At 59.3% G+C, this 15,123-nt stretch carries 15 protein-coding genes; 8 read left to right on the forward strand and 7 right to left on the reverse strand.

Features of this window, described 5'->3' with window-relative positions; translation table 11 throughout:
- Nucleotides 1-164: 164 nt before the first annotated feature.
- A complete protein-coding gene (locus AC07W4_RS05085; protein WP_495031724.1) occupies nucleotides 165-605 on the forward strand; it encodes a YkgJ family cysteine cluster protein in 441 nt (146 codons plus the stop codon).
- A gap of 476 nt (nucleotides 606-1,081) precedes the next feature.
- On the opposite strand, the gene typA is transcribed toward AC07W4_RS05085, so the two are convergent.
- Both typA and thiI read right to left on the reverse strand, forming a co-directional pair.
- Nucleotides 1,082-2,902 carry a translational GTPase TypA gene (gene typA / locus AC07W4_RS05090; RefSeq protein WP_008047763.1) on the reverse strand — a complete coding sequence of 607 codons (1,821 nt, stop codon included), beginning with the start codon at nucleotides 2,900-2,902 and terminating at the stop codon, nucleotides 1,082-1,084.
- 139 nt (nucleotides 2,903-3,041) lie between these two features.
- Nucleotides 3,042-4,496: a tRNA uracil 4-sulfurtransferase ThiI gene (gene thiI, locus AC07W4_RS05095; RefSeq protein WP_495031725.1), complete on the reverse strand. Its 1,455-nt coding sequence runs from the start codon at nucleotides 4,494-4,496 to the stop codon at nucleotides 3,042-3,044.
- Nucleotides 4,497-4,824: 328 nt separating this feature from the next.
- On the opposite strand from thiI, the gene glnA reads away from it, so the two are divergent.
- The 3 genes from glnA to AC07W4_RS05110 all read left to right on the forward strand — a co-directional run bounded on the left by glnA (nucleotide 4,825) and on the right by AC07W4_RS05110 (nucleotide 7,691).
- Entirely contained in the window at nucleotides 4,825-6,231 is a 1,407-nt protein-coding gene (gene glnA / locus AC07W4_RS05100) for a glutamate--ammonia ligase (protein ID WP_007970634.1), read from the forward strand.
- 327 nt (nucleotides 6,232-6,558) lie between these two features.
- Nucleotides 6,559-7,074: a DUF4124 domain-containing protein gene (locus AC07W4_RS05105; RefSeq protein ID WP_495031726.1), complete on the forward strand. Its 516-nt coding sequence runs from the start codon at nucleotides 6,559-6,561 to the stop codon at nucleotides 7,072-7,074.
- Entirely contained in the window at nucleotides 7,071-7,691 is a 621-nt protein-coding gene (locus AC07W4_RS05110; protein WP_495031727.1) for a DUF4124 domain-containing protein, read from the forward strand. The genes AC07W4_RS05105 and AC07W4_RS05110 overlap by 4 nt, the downstream gene beginning before the upstream one ends.
- 48 nt (nucleotides 7,692-7,739) lie before the next feature.
- Here AC07W4_RS05110 and AC07W4_RS05115 read toward each other — a convergent pair whose 3' ends face one another.
- Nucleotides 7,740-7,898, reverse strand: a complete 159-nt coding sequence (locus tag AC07W4_RS05115; protein WP_157221388.1) for a hypothetical protein — start codon at nucleotides 7,896-7,898, stop codon at nucleotides 7,740-7,742.
- A gap of 23 nt (nucleotides 7,899-7,921) precedes the next feature.
- Here AC07W4_RS05115 and glnL point away from each other — a divergent pair, with 23 nt between their 5' ends.
- Both glnL and ntrC read left to right on the forward strand, forming a co-directional pair.
- Nucleotides 7,922-9,007: a nitrogen regulation protein NR(II) gene (glnL, locus tag AC07W4_RS05120; RefSeq protein ID WP_008047753.1), complete on the forward strand. Its 1,086-nt coding sequence runs from the start codon at nucleotides 7,922-7,924 to the stop codon at nucleotides 9,005-9,007.
- Nucleotides 9,004-10,440 (forward strand): nitrogen regulation protein NR(I), encoded by a 1,437-nt coding sequence (gene ntrC / locus AC07W4_RS05125; RefSeq protein ID WP_008047743.1) that lies wholly within the window; start codon nucleotides 9,004-9,006, stop codon nucleotides 10,438-10,440. Before glnL ends, ntrC begins: the two co-directional genes overlap by 4 nt.
- Nucleotides 10,441-10,986: 546 nt before the next feature.
- On the opposite strand, the gene AC07W4_RS05130 is transcribed toward ntrC, so the two are convergent.
- Nucleotides 10,987-11,427 carry a hypothetical protein gene (locus AC07W4_RS05130; RefSeq protein ID WP_495031728.1) on the reverse strand — a complete coding sequence of 147 codons (441 nt, stop codon included), beginning with the start codon at nucleotides 11,425-11,427 and terminating at the stop codon, nucleotides 10,987-10,989.
- Between AC07W4_RS05130 and AC07W4_RS05135 the strand changes: the two genes are divergently transcribed.
- Nucleotides 11,426-11,881 carry a tRNA (cytidine(34)-2'-O)-methyltransferase gene (locus tag AC07W4_RS05135; protein WP_495031729.1) on the forward strand — a complete coding sequence of 152 codons (456 nt, stop codon included), beginning with the start codon at nucleotides 11,426-11,428 and terminating at the stop codon, nucleotides 11,879-11,881. The two genes, AC07W4_RS05130 and AC07W4_RS05135, sit on opposite strands and share 2 nt — an antisense overlap.
- Before the next feature lie 132 nt (nucleotides 11,882-12,013).
- Here the strand turns inward: AC07W4_RS05135 and secB are convergent, their stop codons facing one another.
- From secB to AC07W4_RS05150, 3 genes are read right to left on the reverse strand one after another with little or no spacing between them, the layout of a single operon-like run.
- Nucleotides 12,014-12,499 carry a protein-export chaperone SecB gene (gene secB, locus AC07W4_RS05140; RefSeq protein WP_008047739.1) on the reverse strand — a complete coding sequence of 162 codons (486 nt, stop codon included), beginning with the start codon at nucleotides 12,497-12,499 and terminating at the stop codon, nucleotides 12,014-12,016.
- 56 nt (nucleotides 12,500-12,555) lie between these two features.
- Nucleotides 12,556-12,810, reverse strand: coding sequence for a glutaredoxin 3 (gene grxC / locus AC07W4_RS05145; protein ID WP_008047737.1), 255 nt, complete (start codon nucleotides 12,808-12,810; stop codon nucleotides 12,556-12,558).
- Nucleotide 12,811: 1 nt separating this feature from the next.
- Nucleotides 12,812-13,225, reverse strand: coding sequence for a rhodanese-like domain-containing protein (locus tag AC07W4_RS05150; protein WP_008047735.1), 414 nt, complete (start codon nucleotides 13,223-13,225; stop codon nucleotides 12,812-12,814).
- A 152-nt stretch (nucleotides 13,226-13,377) separates the two neighbouring features.
- Here AC07W4_RS05150 and gpmI point away from each other — a divergent pair, with 152 nt between their 5' ends.
- Nucleotides 13,378-14,907: a 2,3-bisphosphoglycerate-independent phosphoglycerate mutase gene (gene gpmI / locus AC07W4_RS05155; protein WP_495031730.1), complete on the forward strand. Its 1,530-nt coding sequence runs from the start codon at nucleotides 13,378-13,380 to the stop codon at nucleotides 14,905-14,907.
- The last annotated feature ends 216 nt before the right edge of the window (nucleotides 14,908-15,123 follow it).

Here is a 15,123-nt window from a genome sequence, read left to right on the forward strand (position 1 = left end):
GAGTTAGATCGACATTGTGTTGTCCAGTGCCTGAATCAATGCAGGGCCCGTGCCTATTTTCCGGTTGTTTGCCTCGCCTGTGAAAAAAACTGGCGAAAGGTTGTTCAAAAATCCACCAGTCCCGGTATGATCGCGCGCCCTGATGCACACGCTGGTAACAAACGATGATGAAGCCGAACCTGATCGCTGCCGCAGAGATCGACCGCCTCGATACCTGGGCCAAGTACTCTGCCCCGATGTGCGGCTCGTGCATGTCCAGCTGCTGCACCCTGCCGGTCGAGGTCAAGATAAAGGACCTGATCCGTATCGGCGTGGTCGATGAATTCGAGCTGGGTGATCCGCCGAAGAACATCGCCAAGCGCCTGCAAAAGGAAGGCTTGGTCGAACGCTTCAACCAGAAGTCAGGAATCTTTACCCTCCAGCGCATGAGCAACAACGATTGCCTGTACCTGGATCGTAAGAGCCGTCTGTGCACTATTTATGAAAAGCGCCCGGATACCTGCCGCAATCACCCGAAAGTCGGCCCGCGGCCGGGGTATTGTGCGTACAAGCCCAAGGAAGTGGAGCGCGAGAGCAGCAGCCGCCGAACCCTCGAGAAGTTCTAAAACCCTATATCCAACGTAGCAGCGGTCGAGCCCCAGCGAGGCCGCGTTCGGCTGCGAAGCAGTCGTTATCCGGTAGATGCGGTATATCTGACTCACCCAGCCGCCTGATTGACGACTGCTACGCAGCCGAACGCAGCCTCGCAAGCTCGGCAGCTGCTACGGCCAGACAAACAAAAACGCCCCCGGCCTTTCGACCGGGGGCGTTTTTGTTCAGCCGGGGCTAAATCTTATGCCTTGGCTTGTTCGAGCGCAGTGATCCGCCAAACCCTCGAAAAGTTTTAACGACCGTTACTGCTCGATGTAGCAGCGGTCGAGCCCCAGCGAGGCCGCGTTCGGCTGCGAAGCAGTCGTAAGCGTTTTGCGGCCGCTGCGCGCCCGAACGCAGCCTCGCAGGCTCGGCAGCTGCTACGGCCAGACAAACAAAAACGCCCCCGGCCTTTCGACCGGGGGCGTTTTCGTTCAGCCGGGGCTAAATCTTATGCCTTGGCTTTCTTGGCGGCGCGGGTACGCTCGCTTTCGTCCAGGATCTTCTTGCGAAGACGGATGGACTTAGGAGTCACTTCACACAGCTCGTCGTCCTGGATGAATTCCAGAGCCTGTTCCAGGGTGAAGCGAACAGGTGGAACCAGGGCGATGGTTTCGTCTTTACCCGAAGCACGCATGTTGTCGAGCTTCTTGCCCTTGGTAGGGTTGACGCCCAGGTCGTTGTCGCGGCTGTTCAGACCAACGATCTGACCGTTGTAGATTTCCTGACCGTGTTCTACGAACAGCTTGCCACGCGCCTGCAGGGTTTCCAGGGAGTAGGTCAGTGCCTTGCCGGTTTCAACCGAAACCAGAACGCCGTTCTGACGGCCGGACATGTCGCCGGACTTCATCACGTCGTAACGGTCGAAGATCGAGGTCAGGATGCCAGCACCGTTGGTCAGGGTCAGGAACTGGTTACGGAAACCGATCAGACCGCGAGCAGGGATGTTGTATTCCAGACGTACACGGCCCTTGCCATCCGGCACCATGTTGGTCAGGTCGCCCTTACGCAGGCCCATCTCTTCCATCACCTTGCCCTGGGATTCTTCCGGCAGGTCGATGGTGACGTTTTCGAACGGTTCGTGCTTCACGCCGTCAACCAGACGGATGATCACTTCCGGACGGCCTACAGCCATTTCGAAGCCTTCGCGACGCATGGTTTCGATCAGTACCGAGAGGTGCAGTTCGCCACGGCCGGAAACCTTGAACTTGTCAGCCGAGTCGCCTTCTTCAACGCGCAGTGCAACGTTGTACAGCAGCTCTTTGTCCAGACGTTCCTTGATGTTACGGGAAGTCACGAACTTGCCTTCTTTACCGCAGAATGGCGAGTCGTTTACCTGGAAGGTCATGGAAACGGTTGGCTCGTCGACGGTCAACGGCTTCATCGCTTCAACGGTGTCCGGGTGGCACAGGGTGTCGGAGATGAACAGCGAGTCCATACCGCTGATGCACACGATGTCGCCTGCTGCAGCTTCTTCAACGTCTACACGGTGCAGACCGTGGTGACCCATCAGCTTCAGGATACGACCGTTACGCTTCTTGCCGTCGGCGCCGATAGCGACAACCGGGGTGTTCGGCTTGACGCGACCACGAGCGATACGGCCAACACCGATAACACCCAGGAAGCTGTTGTAGTCCAGTGCGGAGATCTGCATCTGGAACGGACCTTCACGGTCAACAGCCGGTGCCGGTACGTTGTCGACGATCGACTGGTACAGCGGGGTCATGTCTTCAGCCATTTCGTTGTGGTCCAGACCGGCAATACCGTTCAGGGCCGAGGCGTAGACGACTTTGAAGTCCAGCTGTTCTTCGGTGGCACCCAGGTTGTCGAACAGGTCGAAGATCTGGTCCAGAACCCAGTCCGGACGCGCGCCTGGACGGTCAACCTTGTTGATGCACACGATCGGACGCAGGCCGGCTTCGAAAGCCTTCTTGGTCACGAAACGGGTTTGCGGCATAGGGCCGTCTTGAGCGTCAACCAGCAGCAGAACGGAGTCGACCATCGACATTACGCGTTCAACTTCGCCGCCGAAGTCGGCGTGGCCCGGGGTGTCCACGATGTTGATGTGGTAGCCGTTCCAGTTGATGGCGGTGTTTTTCGCCAGAATGGTAATACCGCGCTCTTTTTCCTGGTCGTTGGAGTCCATCACGCGCTCGTCGTTGAGCTCGTTGCGCTCCAGGGTGCCGGATTGACGCAGGAGTTTGTCTACCAGGGTGGTCTTACCATGGTCAACGTGGGCAATGATGGCGATGTTGCGTAGATTTTCGATCACTTGTGTATCTCGATCAGAGGATTCGGTGTGCTGACAAGTCTTGGCAGCGATTAACAGTAGCGTCCGTGAAAGCCGTTACAGCTTGACGGTGGCATCGGGGGGCCGGTGACGCAGGCCACAGGCAAACAGCCCCGGGCACTTAGCTCGGTCGATAAACGCGCACATTGGCATGCCCCTCACTGAGCAAATGGTGGGCATGCAGGCGACTCATCACGCCTTTGTCGCAATACAGCAGGTACTGGCGAGTAGGGTCCAGTTCCTTGAAACGAGCGTTCACTGCATAAAACGGCATCGTTTGTACCTCGATGCCAGCAAGGTCCAGCGGGTCGTCTTCAGCGGCATCCGGGTGACGGATGTCGATGACGATCTGACCGGCCAGCGCTTCGCTGACTTCTTCAATCTGCAAATCCTGGCCCAGCTCATCGATCACACGATCGATCGGCACCAGCTTGGCGTTTTCGAGCGCACGCTCGAGTACCGCCATATCGAATTCTTTCTCTTCATGCTCGACGCGATAGCGCTTGGCTGCGGTCTTCGGATTGACCGAGATGACGCCGCAGTATTCCGGCATGTGTCGGGCGAAATCGGCGGTGCCGATTTCGATTGCCGTGTCGATAATGTCCTGCTTGTGGCTGGCGATCAGCGGACGCAGCACCAGCTTGTCGGTTACGCAGTCGATCACTGACAGGTTCGGCAAAGTCTGGCTCGACACCTGGGAGATCGCCTCACCGGTGACCAGTGCGTCGATGTGCAGTCGATCGGCAATCCGGGACGAAGCGCGCAACATCATACGCTTCAATACTACGCCCATATGACTGTTATCGACTTTGCCGAGAATTTCGCCCAGCACTTCTTCGAACGGCACACTGACAAATAGCACGCGCTGGGAGCTGCCGTACTTCTTCCAGATGAAATGCGCGACTTCCATGACGCCCAGTTCGTGGGCTCGTCCGCCCAGGTTGAAGAAGCAGAAATGCGCCATCAGCCCGCGTCGCATGATCTGGTAGGCCGCCACGGTGGAGTCGAAGCCACCGGACATCAGCACCAGGGTCTGCTCCAGGGCGCCAAGCGGATATCCGCCGATGCCGTTGTGCTGGCTGTGGATCACGAACAACCGTTGGTCGCGAACTTCGATCCGGACTTCGATTTCCGGCGCTTTCAGGTCGATCCCGGCGGCGCCGCACTCGCGACGCAGTTTGCTGCCGACGTATTTTTCGACGTCCATCGAGCTGAACGGGTGCTTGCCCGCACGCTTGCAGCGCACCGAGAAAATCTTCCCGGCCAGCGCATCGCCGTAGTGCTGCCTGCACTTTTCGGTGATGTCGTCGAAGTCGCCCAGCGGGTACTCGTCGATCTGCAGAAAGTGCGCGATGCCCGGCATGCAGGTCAGACGTTCACCCATCTCTTTCAAGGCTTTCGGGTCGGTAACGCGGGTTTCCAGCTCGAGATTGTCCCACACGCCGTTCACCACCACGGCCGGGTCCAGATCGCGGAGCACGGCGCGGATGTTTTTGGCCAACTGGCGGATAAATTTCGTCCGGACAGGTCGACTCTTGATGGTGATCTCGGGAAAGACTTTTACGATTAATTTCATGGAAACAGCGCGCGCATGGCCTGCCGAAAAAGGGGGGCGCGGATTATAGCGGAAATTGCTCAAGGTTTAACCAGTTAATGTGCAGAAGGTTTCGCACGCACCAAAACAGGTCATATGTTGGAGATGACGCCACATTACAGGGCGAGATTTTCTGCTTTAAAGCGCAATATGCCCCCGCAAGCGTGTTTTTGGGGCAAAAAACCCATGCTGGGGCACTGGCATGCAATTTGCTCCCTTGTGAGGCAGGTTGCCTTGGCAGAGTATTCGCGCCGGCATCACCCACATTTAAGGGCATCCACTACTAGCCCGAAGCCACCCGGAGGACACTATGTCGAAGTCGGTTCAACTCATCAAAGATCATGACGTCAAATGGATTGATCTGCGCTTCACGGACACCAAAGGCACTCAGCACCACGTGACCATGCCGGCTCGCGATGCGCTGGATGACGACTTCTTCGAAGTCGGCAAAATGTTCGACGGTTCCTCCATCGCTGGCTGGAAAGGCATCGAAGCCTCCGACATGATCCTGATGCCGGACGACTCCACCGCTGTCCTGGATCCGTTCACCGAAGAACCGACCCTGATCCTGGTCTGCGACATCATCGAACCTTCGAGCATGCAAGGCTACGACCGCGACCCACGTGCGATCGCCAAGCGCGCCGAAGAGCACCTGAAAGCCACCGGTATCGGTGACACCGTGTTCGCCGGTCCAGAGCCAGAATTCTTCATCTTCGACCAGGTGAAGTTCAAGTCCGACATTTCCGGCTCCATGTTCAAGATCTACTCTGAACAGGGTTCGTGGATGTCCGACCAGGACATCGAAGGCGGCAACAAAGGCCACCGTCCAGGCGTCAAAGGTGGTTACTTCCCGGTTCCGCCGTTCGACCACGACCACGAAATCCGTACCTCCATGTGCAACGCACTGGAAGAAATGGGCCTGACCGTCGAAGTTCACCACCACGAAGTGGCGACTGCCGGCCAGAACGAAATCGGCGTCAAGTTCAACACCCTGGTGAAGAAAGCCGACGAAACCCAAACCCTGAAGTACGTCGTGCACAACGTTGCCGATGCCTACGGCCGTACCGCTACCTTCATGCCTAAGCCTCTGTACGGCGACAACGGCTCGGGTATGCACGTACACATGTCCATCTGGAAAGATGGCAAGAACACCTTCGCAGGCGAAGGCTATGCCGGCCTGTCCGACACCGCCCTGTACTTCATCGGTGGCATCATCAAGCACGGTAAGGCCCTGAACGGCTTCACCAACCCGGCAACCAACTCCTACAAGCGTCTGGTTCCAGGCTTCGAAGCTCCAGTGATGCTGGCCTATTCGGCTCGCAACCGTTCCGCTTCGATCCGTATTCCTTACGTGTCGAGCCCGAAAGCCCGCCGTATCGAAGCACGCTTCCCGGATCCGGCTGCCAACCCGTACCTGTGCTTCGCCGCACTGCTGATGGCTGGCCTGGACGGCATCCAGAACAAGATCCACCCTGGCGACGCAGCTGACAAAAACCTGTATGACCTGCCGCCTGAAGAGGCCAAAGAGATCCCACAAGTTTGCGGCAGCCTGAAAGAAGCCCTGGAAGAGCTGGACAAAGGTCGTGCGTTCCTGACCAAAGGCGGCGTTTTCAGCGACGACTTCATCGACGCTTACATCGCCCTGAAAAGCGAAGAAGAAATCAAGGTACGTACCTTCGTACACCCACTGGAATACGAGCTGTACTACAGCTGCTGATCCGGTAGCGCCGCAGCACGCGGCGTGACAAAAAGAGGCCTCCTTCGGGAGGCCTTTTTATTGCCCACGATTCAACGGACGATAGAGAACCCTGTGGGAGCGGCGGTGCGACGATTCGACTTGCCCGCGAAGACGTCAGTACACTCAACATCTGCTTATCAGACAGACCGCTTTCGCGAGCAAGTCGAATCGTCGCACCGCCGCTCCCACAAGGGGTTTTCTGTGTCCAGGCGGCCTCGGCAAATCATGCCCAGATGTTAACGGCTTGGGATAACCACCCAGCCTGGCCTATGCTGCAACCCAACGCTTTCGTTTCCGGTCGATTCCATGGGTCGTGGTTTTCTCTTCATCCTGTTGCTGGTTGTTCTGCCCGCCACGGCGCAGATCTACAAGTACACGGACGCCAACGGCGCCACCGCGTACAGCAATCAACCGCCTGACGGCGTCAGTGCCCAACCGGTCGATTTGCCGCCCCTCAATAGCGTCGAACGCCAGCCTGCCGGCGAAGCCGCACCTGCTACTGATTCCGGTCATAAAGAACAGCCCTACAAGACCTATGAAGTGCTGGAGATTACCGGCCTGCCCACCACAGAAGCACTGCGCGCCAACAATGGCACCTTCACGATAAATGTATTGATCAAACCGCGCCTGCAAGGCCCGCACCTGCTGCGCCTGCTGCTGGACGGTCAGCCCTACGGCCAGCCAGGCAACGTGCCGACCCTGCAACTGGTGAACATCGATCGTGGCGAACACCACCTTGTCGTACAAGTGATCGATGGCGAAAACGTTGTGCAGCAGAGTCCTGCGGTGACATTCACCGTACAACGAGTGCACAAGCCTTGAAGGCCTGGCTGCTGATCGCCTGCCTGATCGCCCCGCCCGCCTCGGCGCAGGTCTTCATGTCTGTCGACGCTCAGGGCAATCGGGTTTTTACCGACCAGCCCAAACCCGGCGACGCCAGGCGCGTACCGCTGACAACGACCAATCGAATGGCGGCCAACCCCACCAGTGCAACACCGTTGTTTGCCCAGAGCAGTCCTGAAGTACAGGCGCTTTTCCACTATGAGGTGCTGCGCATCCTGATCCCGGAACCCGACGCAACCATCCGCAGCAACACCGGCGAAGTCATCGTCAGCGCCACCAACGAACCCGCCCTGCAACCTGGTCACCGCTACCGACTGCTGCTCGACGGCCAGCCCACTGCCGAACCCGGCCTGAGCCCTGTGTTCGCCTTGAACAACATCGACCGTGGCAGCCATACCCTGTCCGTGGAAATCCTCGACGACCAGGGGCGCATCGTCGAACGCACCGCCAGCCAACCCTTCCACATGCAGCGCACGTCTCTCACCCAGAAGCGCAGAATCAAACCCTGCGCCCTCGAAGAATACGGCCAGCGGCCGGAATGCCCACTCAGCGACAAACCCGGCGAAGAAAAAAATCCTTTCCTGCGACTTTTCTAACCTCGTTCAGGTTTGCGCACTATATTGGTGCAATTGCTTGCACCGTACTCACATTCCAACCCATTTTGGTTCGAAAGTACCCGAAAAAGCCGGCAGAACGCCACGCAAACGAGCGTCAAACGCCTGTTTCAGGCGCTGAACGCTTCTTTTCGGAGCCTTGGTTTGGTTTTTGCATTTTGCCCGTACCAGCGCTTTTTTCTTGCGCATGCTCTGCTCTAAAAGAGGTCCCGATGACCATTAGCGACGCACTCCACCGTTTGCTACTCGACAACCTCACCACCGCCACCATCCTGCTCGACGCCGAACTGCGCCTCGAGTACATGAACCCGGCGGCGGAGATGCTGCTGGCCATCAGCGGTCAGCGCAGCCACGGGCAGTTCATCAGTGAGTTGTTTACCGAATCGACCGAAGCGTTGAACTCGCTGCGCCAGGCCGTTGAACAGGCGCACCCGTTCACCAAGCGCGAAGCCATGCTTACCGCCCTCACCGGCCAGACCCTGACCGTCGACTACGCGGTAACGCCGATCCTGAGCAACGGCGACACGATGCTGCTGCTCGAAGTCCACCCCCGTGACCGCCTGCTGCGGATCACCAAGGAAGAAGCACAACTGTCGAAACAGGAAACCAGCAAGATGCTGGTGCGCGGCCTTGCCCATGAAATCAAGAACCCCTTGGGCGGGATTCGCGGCGCGGCACAATTGCTGGCCCGGGAACTGCCGGAAGAAAGCCTGCGCGACTACACCAACGTCATCATCGAAGAAGCCGACCGCCTGCGTAATCTGGTGGACCGCATGCTCGGCTCCAACAAGCTGCCGTCGCTGGCCATGTGCAATGTCCATGAAGTGCTGGAGCGTGTCTGCCATCTGGTGGAGGCCGAAAGCCAGGGCTGCATCACCCTGGTGCGCGACTACGATCCAAGCATCCCCGACGTCCTGATCGACCGCGAACAAATGATTCAGGCCGTGCTGAACATCGTGCGCAACGCCATGCAGGCCATCAGCACCCAGAATGAACTGCGCCTGGGCCGCATCAGCCTGCGCACCCGCGCCATGCGCCAGTTCACCATCGGCCACGTGCGTCATCGCCTGGTGACCAAGATCGAGATCATCGACAACGGTCCGGGCATCCCGGCAGAGCTTCAGGAAACCATTTTCTTCCCCATGGTCAGCGGTCGTCCGGACGGTACCGGGCTGGGCCTGGCCATTACCCAGAACATCATCAGCCAGCACCAGGGCCTGATCGAATGTGACAGCCACCCCGGCCACACCACCTTCTCGATCTTTCTGCCACTGGAACAAGGAGCCACATCGACATGAGCCGTAGTGAAACCGTGTGGATCGTCGATGACGACCGTTCTATCCGTTGGGTCCTGGAAAAAGCCTTGCAACAGGAAGGCATGACCACGCAAAGCTTCGACAGCGCCGATGGCGTGATGAGCCGCCTGGCGCGCCAGCAGCCGGACGTGATCATCTCCGACATCCGCATGCCCGGCGCCAGCGGCCTGGAGCTACTGGCGCGGATTCGCGAACAGCACCCACGGCTGCCGGTGATCATCATGACCGCGCACTCGGATCTGGACAGCGCTGTCGCGTCCTATCAGGGCGGCGCCTTCGAGTACCTGCCCAAGCCGTTCGATGTCGACGAGGCGGTTTCCCTGGTCAAGCGCGCCAACCAGCACGCTCAGGAACAACAGGGCCTGGAAGTTGCCCCGACCCTGACCCGCACCCCGGAAATCATCGGCGAAGCGCCGGCGATGCAGGAAGTGTTTCGCGCCATCGGGCGCTTGAGCCACTCCAACATCACCGTGCTGATCAATGGTGAATCGGGTACCGGTAAAGAACTGGTGGCCCACGCACTGCATCGTCACAGCCCGCGCGCCGCTTCGCCGTTCATTGCGCTGAACATGGCGGCGATTCCCAAAGACCTGATGGAATCCGAACTGTTCGGCCACGAGAAAGGCGCGTTTACGGGCGCCGCCAACCTGCGTCGCGGGCGTTTCGAGCAAGCCGATGGCGGTACGCTGTTCCTCGACGAAATCGGTGACATGCCCGCCGATACCCAGACCCGCTTGTTGCGGGTACTGGCCGACGGCGAGTTCTACCGCGTCGGCGGTCATGTGCCGGTGAAGGTCGATGTGCGCATCATCGCCGCGACTCACCAGAATCTGGAAACCCTGGTGCACGCCGGGAAATTCCGTGAGGACTTGTTCCATCGTCTCAACGTGATTCGCATCCATATCCCGCGCCTGTCGGATCGTCGCGAAGATATCCCGACCCTGGCCAAGCACTTCCTCGGCCGCGCCGCCCAGGAGCTGGCCGTCGAGCCGAAGCTGCTGAAAAGCGAAACCGAGGAATACCTCAAGAACCTGCCGTGGCCCGGCAACGTGCGCCAGCTGGAGAACACCTGCCGCTGGATCACGGTGATGGCTTCGGGTCGCGAAGTGCACATCGGCGACCTGCCGCCGGAGCTGCTGAGCCTGCCGCAAGACTCGGCACCGGTCACCAACTGGGAGCAGGCCCTGCGCCAGTGGGCTGACCAGGCCTTGGCCCGTGGTCAATCGAGCCTGCTCGACAGCGCCGTGCCGGCCTTCGAGCGGATCATGATCGAGACCGCCCTCAAGCACACCGCCGGTCGCCGCCGCGATGCCGCCGTCTTGCTGGGTTGGGGACGCAACACCCTGACCCGCAAGATCAAGGAATTGGGGATGAAGGTTGATGGCGGGGATGATGACGAGGGCGACGAAGCCTGAGTAATCACTGATTACTCACTGAGCACACGACCCTGTGGGAGCGGGCTTGCTCGCGAAGGGGCCATAACAGTCAACATCATTGTTGACTGTTACACCGCTTTCGCGAGCAAGCCCGCTCCCACATTCAAAGCTGCGTGCACCGCCTGAATGCACCGTGAACCGCAATCGCGCACAAAAACAGCTTCGTATCCCCACCTGCTTTCACAATCGAATCCCTTCCGAAAAAACACGAAAGCCCCGAATCTCGGGGCTTTCAGCGTTTCAAACCGGTTTTTTGTTTCTCTTTGTGAAACCTGGCACGCCCCCTGCAATAACCCTTTCAGGTGAATCAGTTCACCTACCCGGTTTCGGGGACCTTGGTACAGGCAGGCCGGGGATTCCCCTCTTTACATCGGGCTCACACCGCACCCGCGACGAGCCCAGCCGTTTTGGGGCCCTTGATACAGGCAGGTCAGGGGTTCCTTCTTTACACCAGGCTCACACCGCACTCGCGACGAGCCTCCCGTTTCGGGAACCTTGGTACAGGCAGGCCGGGGATTCCCTCTTTTATTGCTCTCGGAGATGGATCTCCAGCCGCCAGCGGTCATCGACCTCGCTGCCGGCCCATTCGCCTTGCAGAGGCCGGGCCGCTACCAGTGTCAGCAACAATCCCCCATCGCTCAAACGTACCCGCCAGTTCACGTCCTTGCCGCCGAGCTTGAGTTGACCTTTCTGCGCCTTGCCCTCGGCGTCAAACAGCAGCGCGACACTGCCATCAACCATCTCGCCGTGGGTCTTGGGCTCATTGTTGAACCACACCACCAGCCCGTCGTTCGTCACTTCCACCTGCTGCAGTTGGCTGGGTTCCGGCGTGGTCAGGCGACCGATCATCATCCCGACCATCACCCCGACAATCGCCAGCGAGCCCATCACCCGCAGGAATAGTTTCGAACGCACGCCTTCTGGCGGCGTAGAATGCGCGTCATCTTTGCCTTCGGAGCCGTGCATGTTTCACGTCATCCTTTTCCAACCGGAAATTCCGCCGAATACCGGCAACGTTATCAGGCTGTGCGCCAACAGTGGCTGCCACCTGCATTTGATCGAACCGCTGGGCTTCGAGATGGACGACAAGCGCCTGCGCCGGGCCGGTCTCGACTACCACGAGTATGCCACTCTGCAACGCCATGCGGACCTGGCCAGCTGCCTGGAGAGCCTCGGCCACCCACGCGTGTTCGCCTTCACCACCAAGGGCTCGCGGCCGTTCCACGATGCCAGCTTCGCCCCGGGTGACGCATTCCTGTTCGGCCCGGAAAGCCGTGGCTTGCCCGCCGACGTACTGGACGCCTTGCCCGGCGAACAACGCCTGCGCCTGCCGATGCGCGAAGGCTGCCGTAGCCTGAACCTGTCGAACACTGTCGCAGTGGCGGTTTACGAAGCCTGGCGCCAAAACGGCTTCAAGTAACACCGCATAACAAATGTGGGAGCGGGCTTGCTCGCGAAGGCGTCGTGTCAGTCAACATTGATGCTGAATGATCAACCGCTTTCGCGAGCAAGCCCGCTCCCACATTGGACTTGCCGCGACGTTCAGGAATGCTTACTGAACGGTCGGAGTCTCGCCGGCAGCCTGCATGCGTTGCAGCTCTTGCGCGTACAGCGCATCGAAGTTCACCGGAGCCAGCATCAGTGCCGGGAACGAACCGCGGGTCACCAGGCTGTCCAGGGTTTCGCGAGCGTAAGGGAACAGGATGTTCGGGCAGAACGCACCCAGGGTGTGGCTCATCGAAGCGTCGTCCAGGTTCTTGATCAGGAAGATACCGGCCTGTTGCACTTCAGCGATGAACGCCACTTCGTCACCGTTTTTCACGGTAACCGACAGAGTCAGCACAACTTCGTGGAAGTCGGCTTCCAGCGTCTTCTGTCGGGTGTTCAGATCCAGACCGACACTCGGCTCCCACTGCTGGCGGAAGATCGCCGGGCTTTTCGGAGCTTCGAAGGACAGGTCACGCACATAAATGCGCTGCAAGGAGAATTGCGGTGCAGTTTCTTCTTCGTTCGCAGCAGTGTTCTGTTGGTCAGTCATCGCAGATCCTTCTTGATCCAGGGTTCTTTTAGGTTTGCTTGTTTGGGGTATTGCCGTCAGGCCCTGAGCAGCGCGTCGAGCTTGCCGGCGCGCTCCAGGGCGAACAGATCATCACATCCGCCCACGTGGGTGCTGCCGATCCAGATTTGCGGCACGGACGTACGCCCGGCCTTCTGGGCCATCGCAGCGCGCACCTGCGGCTTGCCATCGACCTTGATCTCTTCGAAGGCCACGCCTTTGTTCTCGAGCAGGTACTTGGCCCGCGAGCAGTAAGGGCAGTAATCGCTGGAATAGACGACGACGCTACTCATATCACTTCACCAGCGGCAGATTGTCGGCTTTCCAGCTGGAGATACCGCCGGACAGCTTGGCGGCGGTGAAGCCGGATTTCATCAATTCGCGGGCGTGGGTGCCGGCGGTCTGGCCCATGGCGTCGACCAGAATGATGGTCTTGGCCTTGTGCTTTTCCAGTTCACCAACGCGAGCGGTCAGTTTGTCCTGGGGAATGTTCAGCGCGCCGACAATGTGACCGGCGGCGAAATCCTTGGTCGGACGAATGTCGATCACCACGCCCGCGTCCTTGTTGACCAGGCCGGTCAGTTCGCCGGTGCTCAGGCTACGACCGCCGCCCTGCATTTGATAGGCAATCAGCAACGCCAGCAGTACGACGAAGATACCGACGAGAATGTAGTGGTTAGTGGCAAATTGAATCAGGTTAGCAACCATCGAAGGAGGTTCCAGGGCGTTAAAATGTCGGCCAGTATACACAGCCACTATGGTGGGCCAAACCCCGTCCGGCGGTGACGTGGCCGGAACTTCGCTTTAAACTGCGACTCCCTTTTCCATCGCCCCTTTTTACTTAAGCCAGAGCGAATTCCATGACTACCACGCCTAAACCTTTGGTCCTGATGATTCTCGACGGCTTCGGTCACAGCGACAACCCCGAATCCAACGCCATTTTCGCGGCGAAGAAGCCCGTACTGGACCGCCTGTGGGCCACCGTGCCGAACGGCCTGATCTCGGGCAGCGGCATGGACGTCGGCCTGCCGGATGGCCAGATGGGCAACTCCGAAGTCGGCCACATGAACCTGGGCGCCGGCCGCGTGGTGTATCAGGACTTCACTCGCGTGACCAAATCGATCCGCGACGGCGAGTTCTTCGAGAACCCGACCATCTGCGCAGCCGTGGACAAGGCCGTCGCCGCCGGAAAAGCCGTGCATTTCATGGGCCTGCTGTCCGATGGCGGCGTGCATAGCCACCAGGATCACCTGGTCGCCATGGCCGAACTGGCCTTCAAGCGCGGCGCACAAAACATCTACCTGCACGCCTTCCTCGACGGCCGCGACACGCCGCCGAAAAGCGCGCAGTCGTCGATCGAACTGCTCGACGCGACCTTCCAGGCCCTGGGCAAAGGCCGGATCGCCAGCATCATCGGCCGCTACTACGCCATGGACCGCGACAACCGTTGGGACCGCGTGTCCCAGGCCTACAACCTGATTGTCGATGGCCAGGGCGAATTCAACGCCGCCACCGCCCAGGAAGGCCTGCAAGCAGCCTACGAGCGCGGCGAGAGCGACGAATTCGTCAAAGCCACCTCCATCGGTGAGCCGGTAAAAGTCGAAGACGGCGATGCCGTGGTGTTCATGAACTTCCGCGCCGACCGCGCCCGCGAACTGACTCGCGTGTTCGTCGAAGACAACTTCAGTGAGTTCGAGCGTGCCCGCCAGCCGAAACTGGCCGGTTTCGTCATGCTGACCCAATACGCCGCCAGCATTCCTGCCCCGTCGGCTTTCGCTGCCGGCAGCCTGGAAAACGTGCTGGGCGACTACCTGGCGAAAAACGGCAAGACCCAGCTACGCATTGCCGAAACCGAAAAATATGCCCACGTGACCTTCTTCTTCTCCGGTGGTCGCGAAGAACCGTTCCCGGGCGAAGAACGCATCCTGATTCCGTCGCCGAAAGTCGCTACCTATGACTTGCAGCCGGAAATGAGCGCACCTGAAGTCACCGACCGCATCGTCGACGCCATCGAAAACCAGCGTTACGACGTGATCGTGGTCAACTACGCCAACGGCGACATGGTCGGTCACAGCGGCGTGTTCGAAGCGGCGGTCAAGGCTGTTGAATGCCTGGACCTGTGCGTGGGCCGCATCGTCGATGCCCTGGAAAAAGTCGGCGGCGAAGCCTTGATCACCGCCGACCACGGCAACGTCGAGCAAATGTCCGATGAAACCACTGGCCAGGCGCACACTGCGCACACCACCGAGCCGGTGCCGTTCATCTATGTCGGCAAGCGCGACTTGAAAGTCCGCGAAGGTGGCGTGCTGGCGGACGTGGCACCGACCATGCTGAAGTTGCTGGGCCTTGAGCAACCGGCAGAAATGACCGGGAGTTCGATTCTGGTATAACCGGAATATCCCGAACACCGAAATACCCTGTGGGAGCGGGCTTGCTCGCGAAGGCATTGTGCCAGTCGACATCAACGTTGCCTGACACACCGCATTCGCGAGCAAGCCCGCTCCCACATTGGTTTTGCGGTGATTTTCTATCCAGTCATCACACAGTCAGAAATGGGCATTTTTTTTGCCGCCCATGGCGGGCATACTAGGCCGTCCCTTTCCCTG

This window comes from Pseudomonas sp. GW821-FHT02A08, assembly GCF_059422045.1.

Bases quoted from the DNA above. Each gene is read 5' to 3' on its own strand.
- AC07W4_RS05085 (WP_495031724.1), top strand. From the start codon at position 165: ATGATGAAGCCGAACCTGATCGCTGCCGCAGAGATCGACCGCCTCGAT.
- thiI (WP_495031725.1), bottom strand. From the start codon at position 4,496: ATGAAATTAATCGTAAAAGTCTTTCCCGAGATCACCATCAAGAGTCGA.
- glnA (WP_007970634.1), top strand. From the start codon at position 4,825: ATGTCGAAGTCGGTTCAACTCATCAAAGATCATGACGTCAAATGGATT.
- AC07W4_RS05105 (WP_495031726.1), top strand. From the start codon at position 6,559: ATGGGTCGTGGTTTTCTCTTCATCCTGTTGCTGGTTGTTCTGCCCGCC.
- AC07W4_RS05115 (WP_157221388.1), bottom strand. From the start codon at position 7,898: ATGCGCAAGAAAAAAGCGCTGGTACGGGCAAAATGCAAAAACCAAACC.
- glnL (WP_008047753.1), top strand. From the start codon at position 7,922: ATGACCATTAGCGACGCACTCCACCGTTTGCTACTCGACAACCTCACC.
- ntrC (WP_008047743.1), top strand. From the start codon at position 9,004: ATGAGCCGTAGTGAAACCGTGTGGATCGTCGATGACGACCGTTCTATC.
- AC07W4_RS05135 (WP_495031729.1), top strand. From the start codon at position 11,426: ATGTTTCACGTCATCCTTTTCCAACCGGAAATTCCGCCGAATACCGGC.
- AC07W4_RS05130 (WP_495031728.1), bottom strand. From the start codon at position 11,427: ATGCACGGCTCCGAAGGCAAAGATGACGCGCATTCTACGCCGCCAGAA.
- secB (WP_008047739.1), bottom strand. From the start codon at position 12,499: ATGACTGACCAACAGAACACTGCTGCGAACGAAGAAGAAACTGCACCG.
- grxC (WP_008047737.1), bottom strand. From the start codon at position 12,810: ATGAGTAGCGTCGTCGTCTATTCCAGCGATTACTGCCCTTACTGCTCG.
- AC07W4_RS05150 (WP_008047735.1), bottom strand. From the start codon at position 13,225: ATGGTTGCTAACCTGATTCAATTTGCCACTAACCACTACATTCTCGTC.
- gpmI (WP_495031730.1), top strand. From the start codon at position 13,378: ATGACTACCACGCCTAAACCTTTGGTCCTGATGATTCTCGACGGCTTC.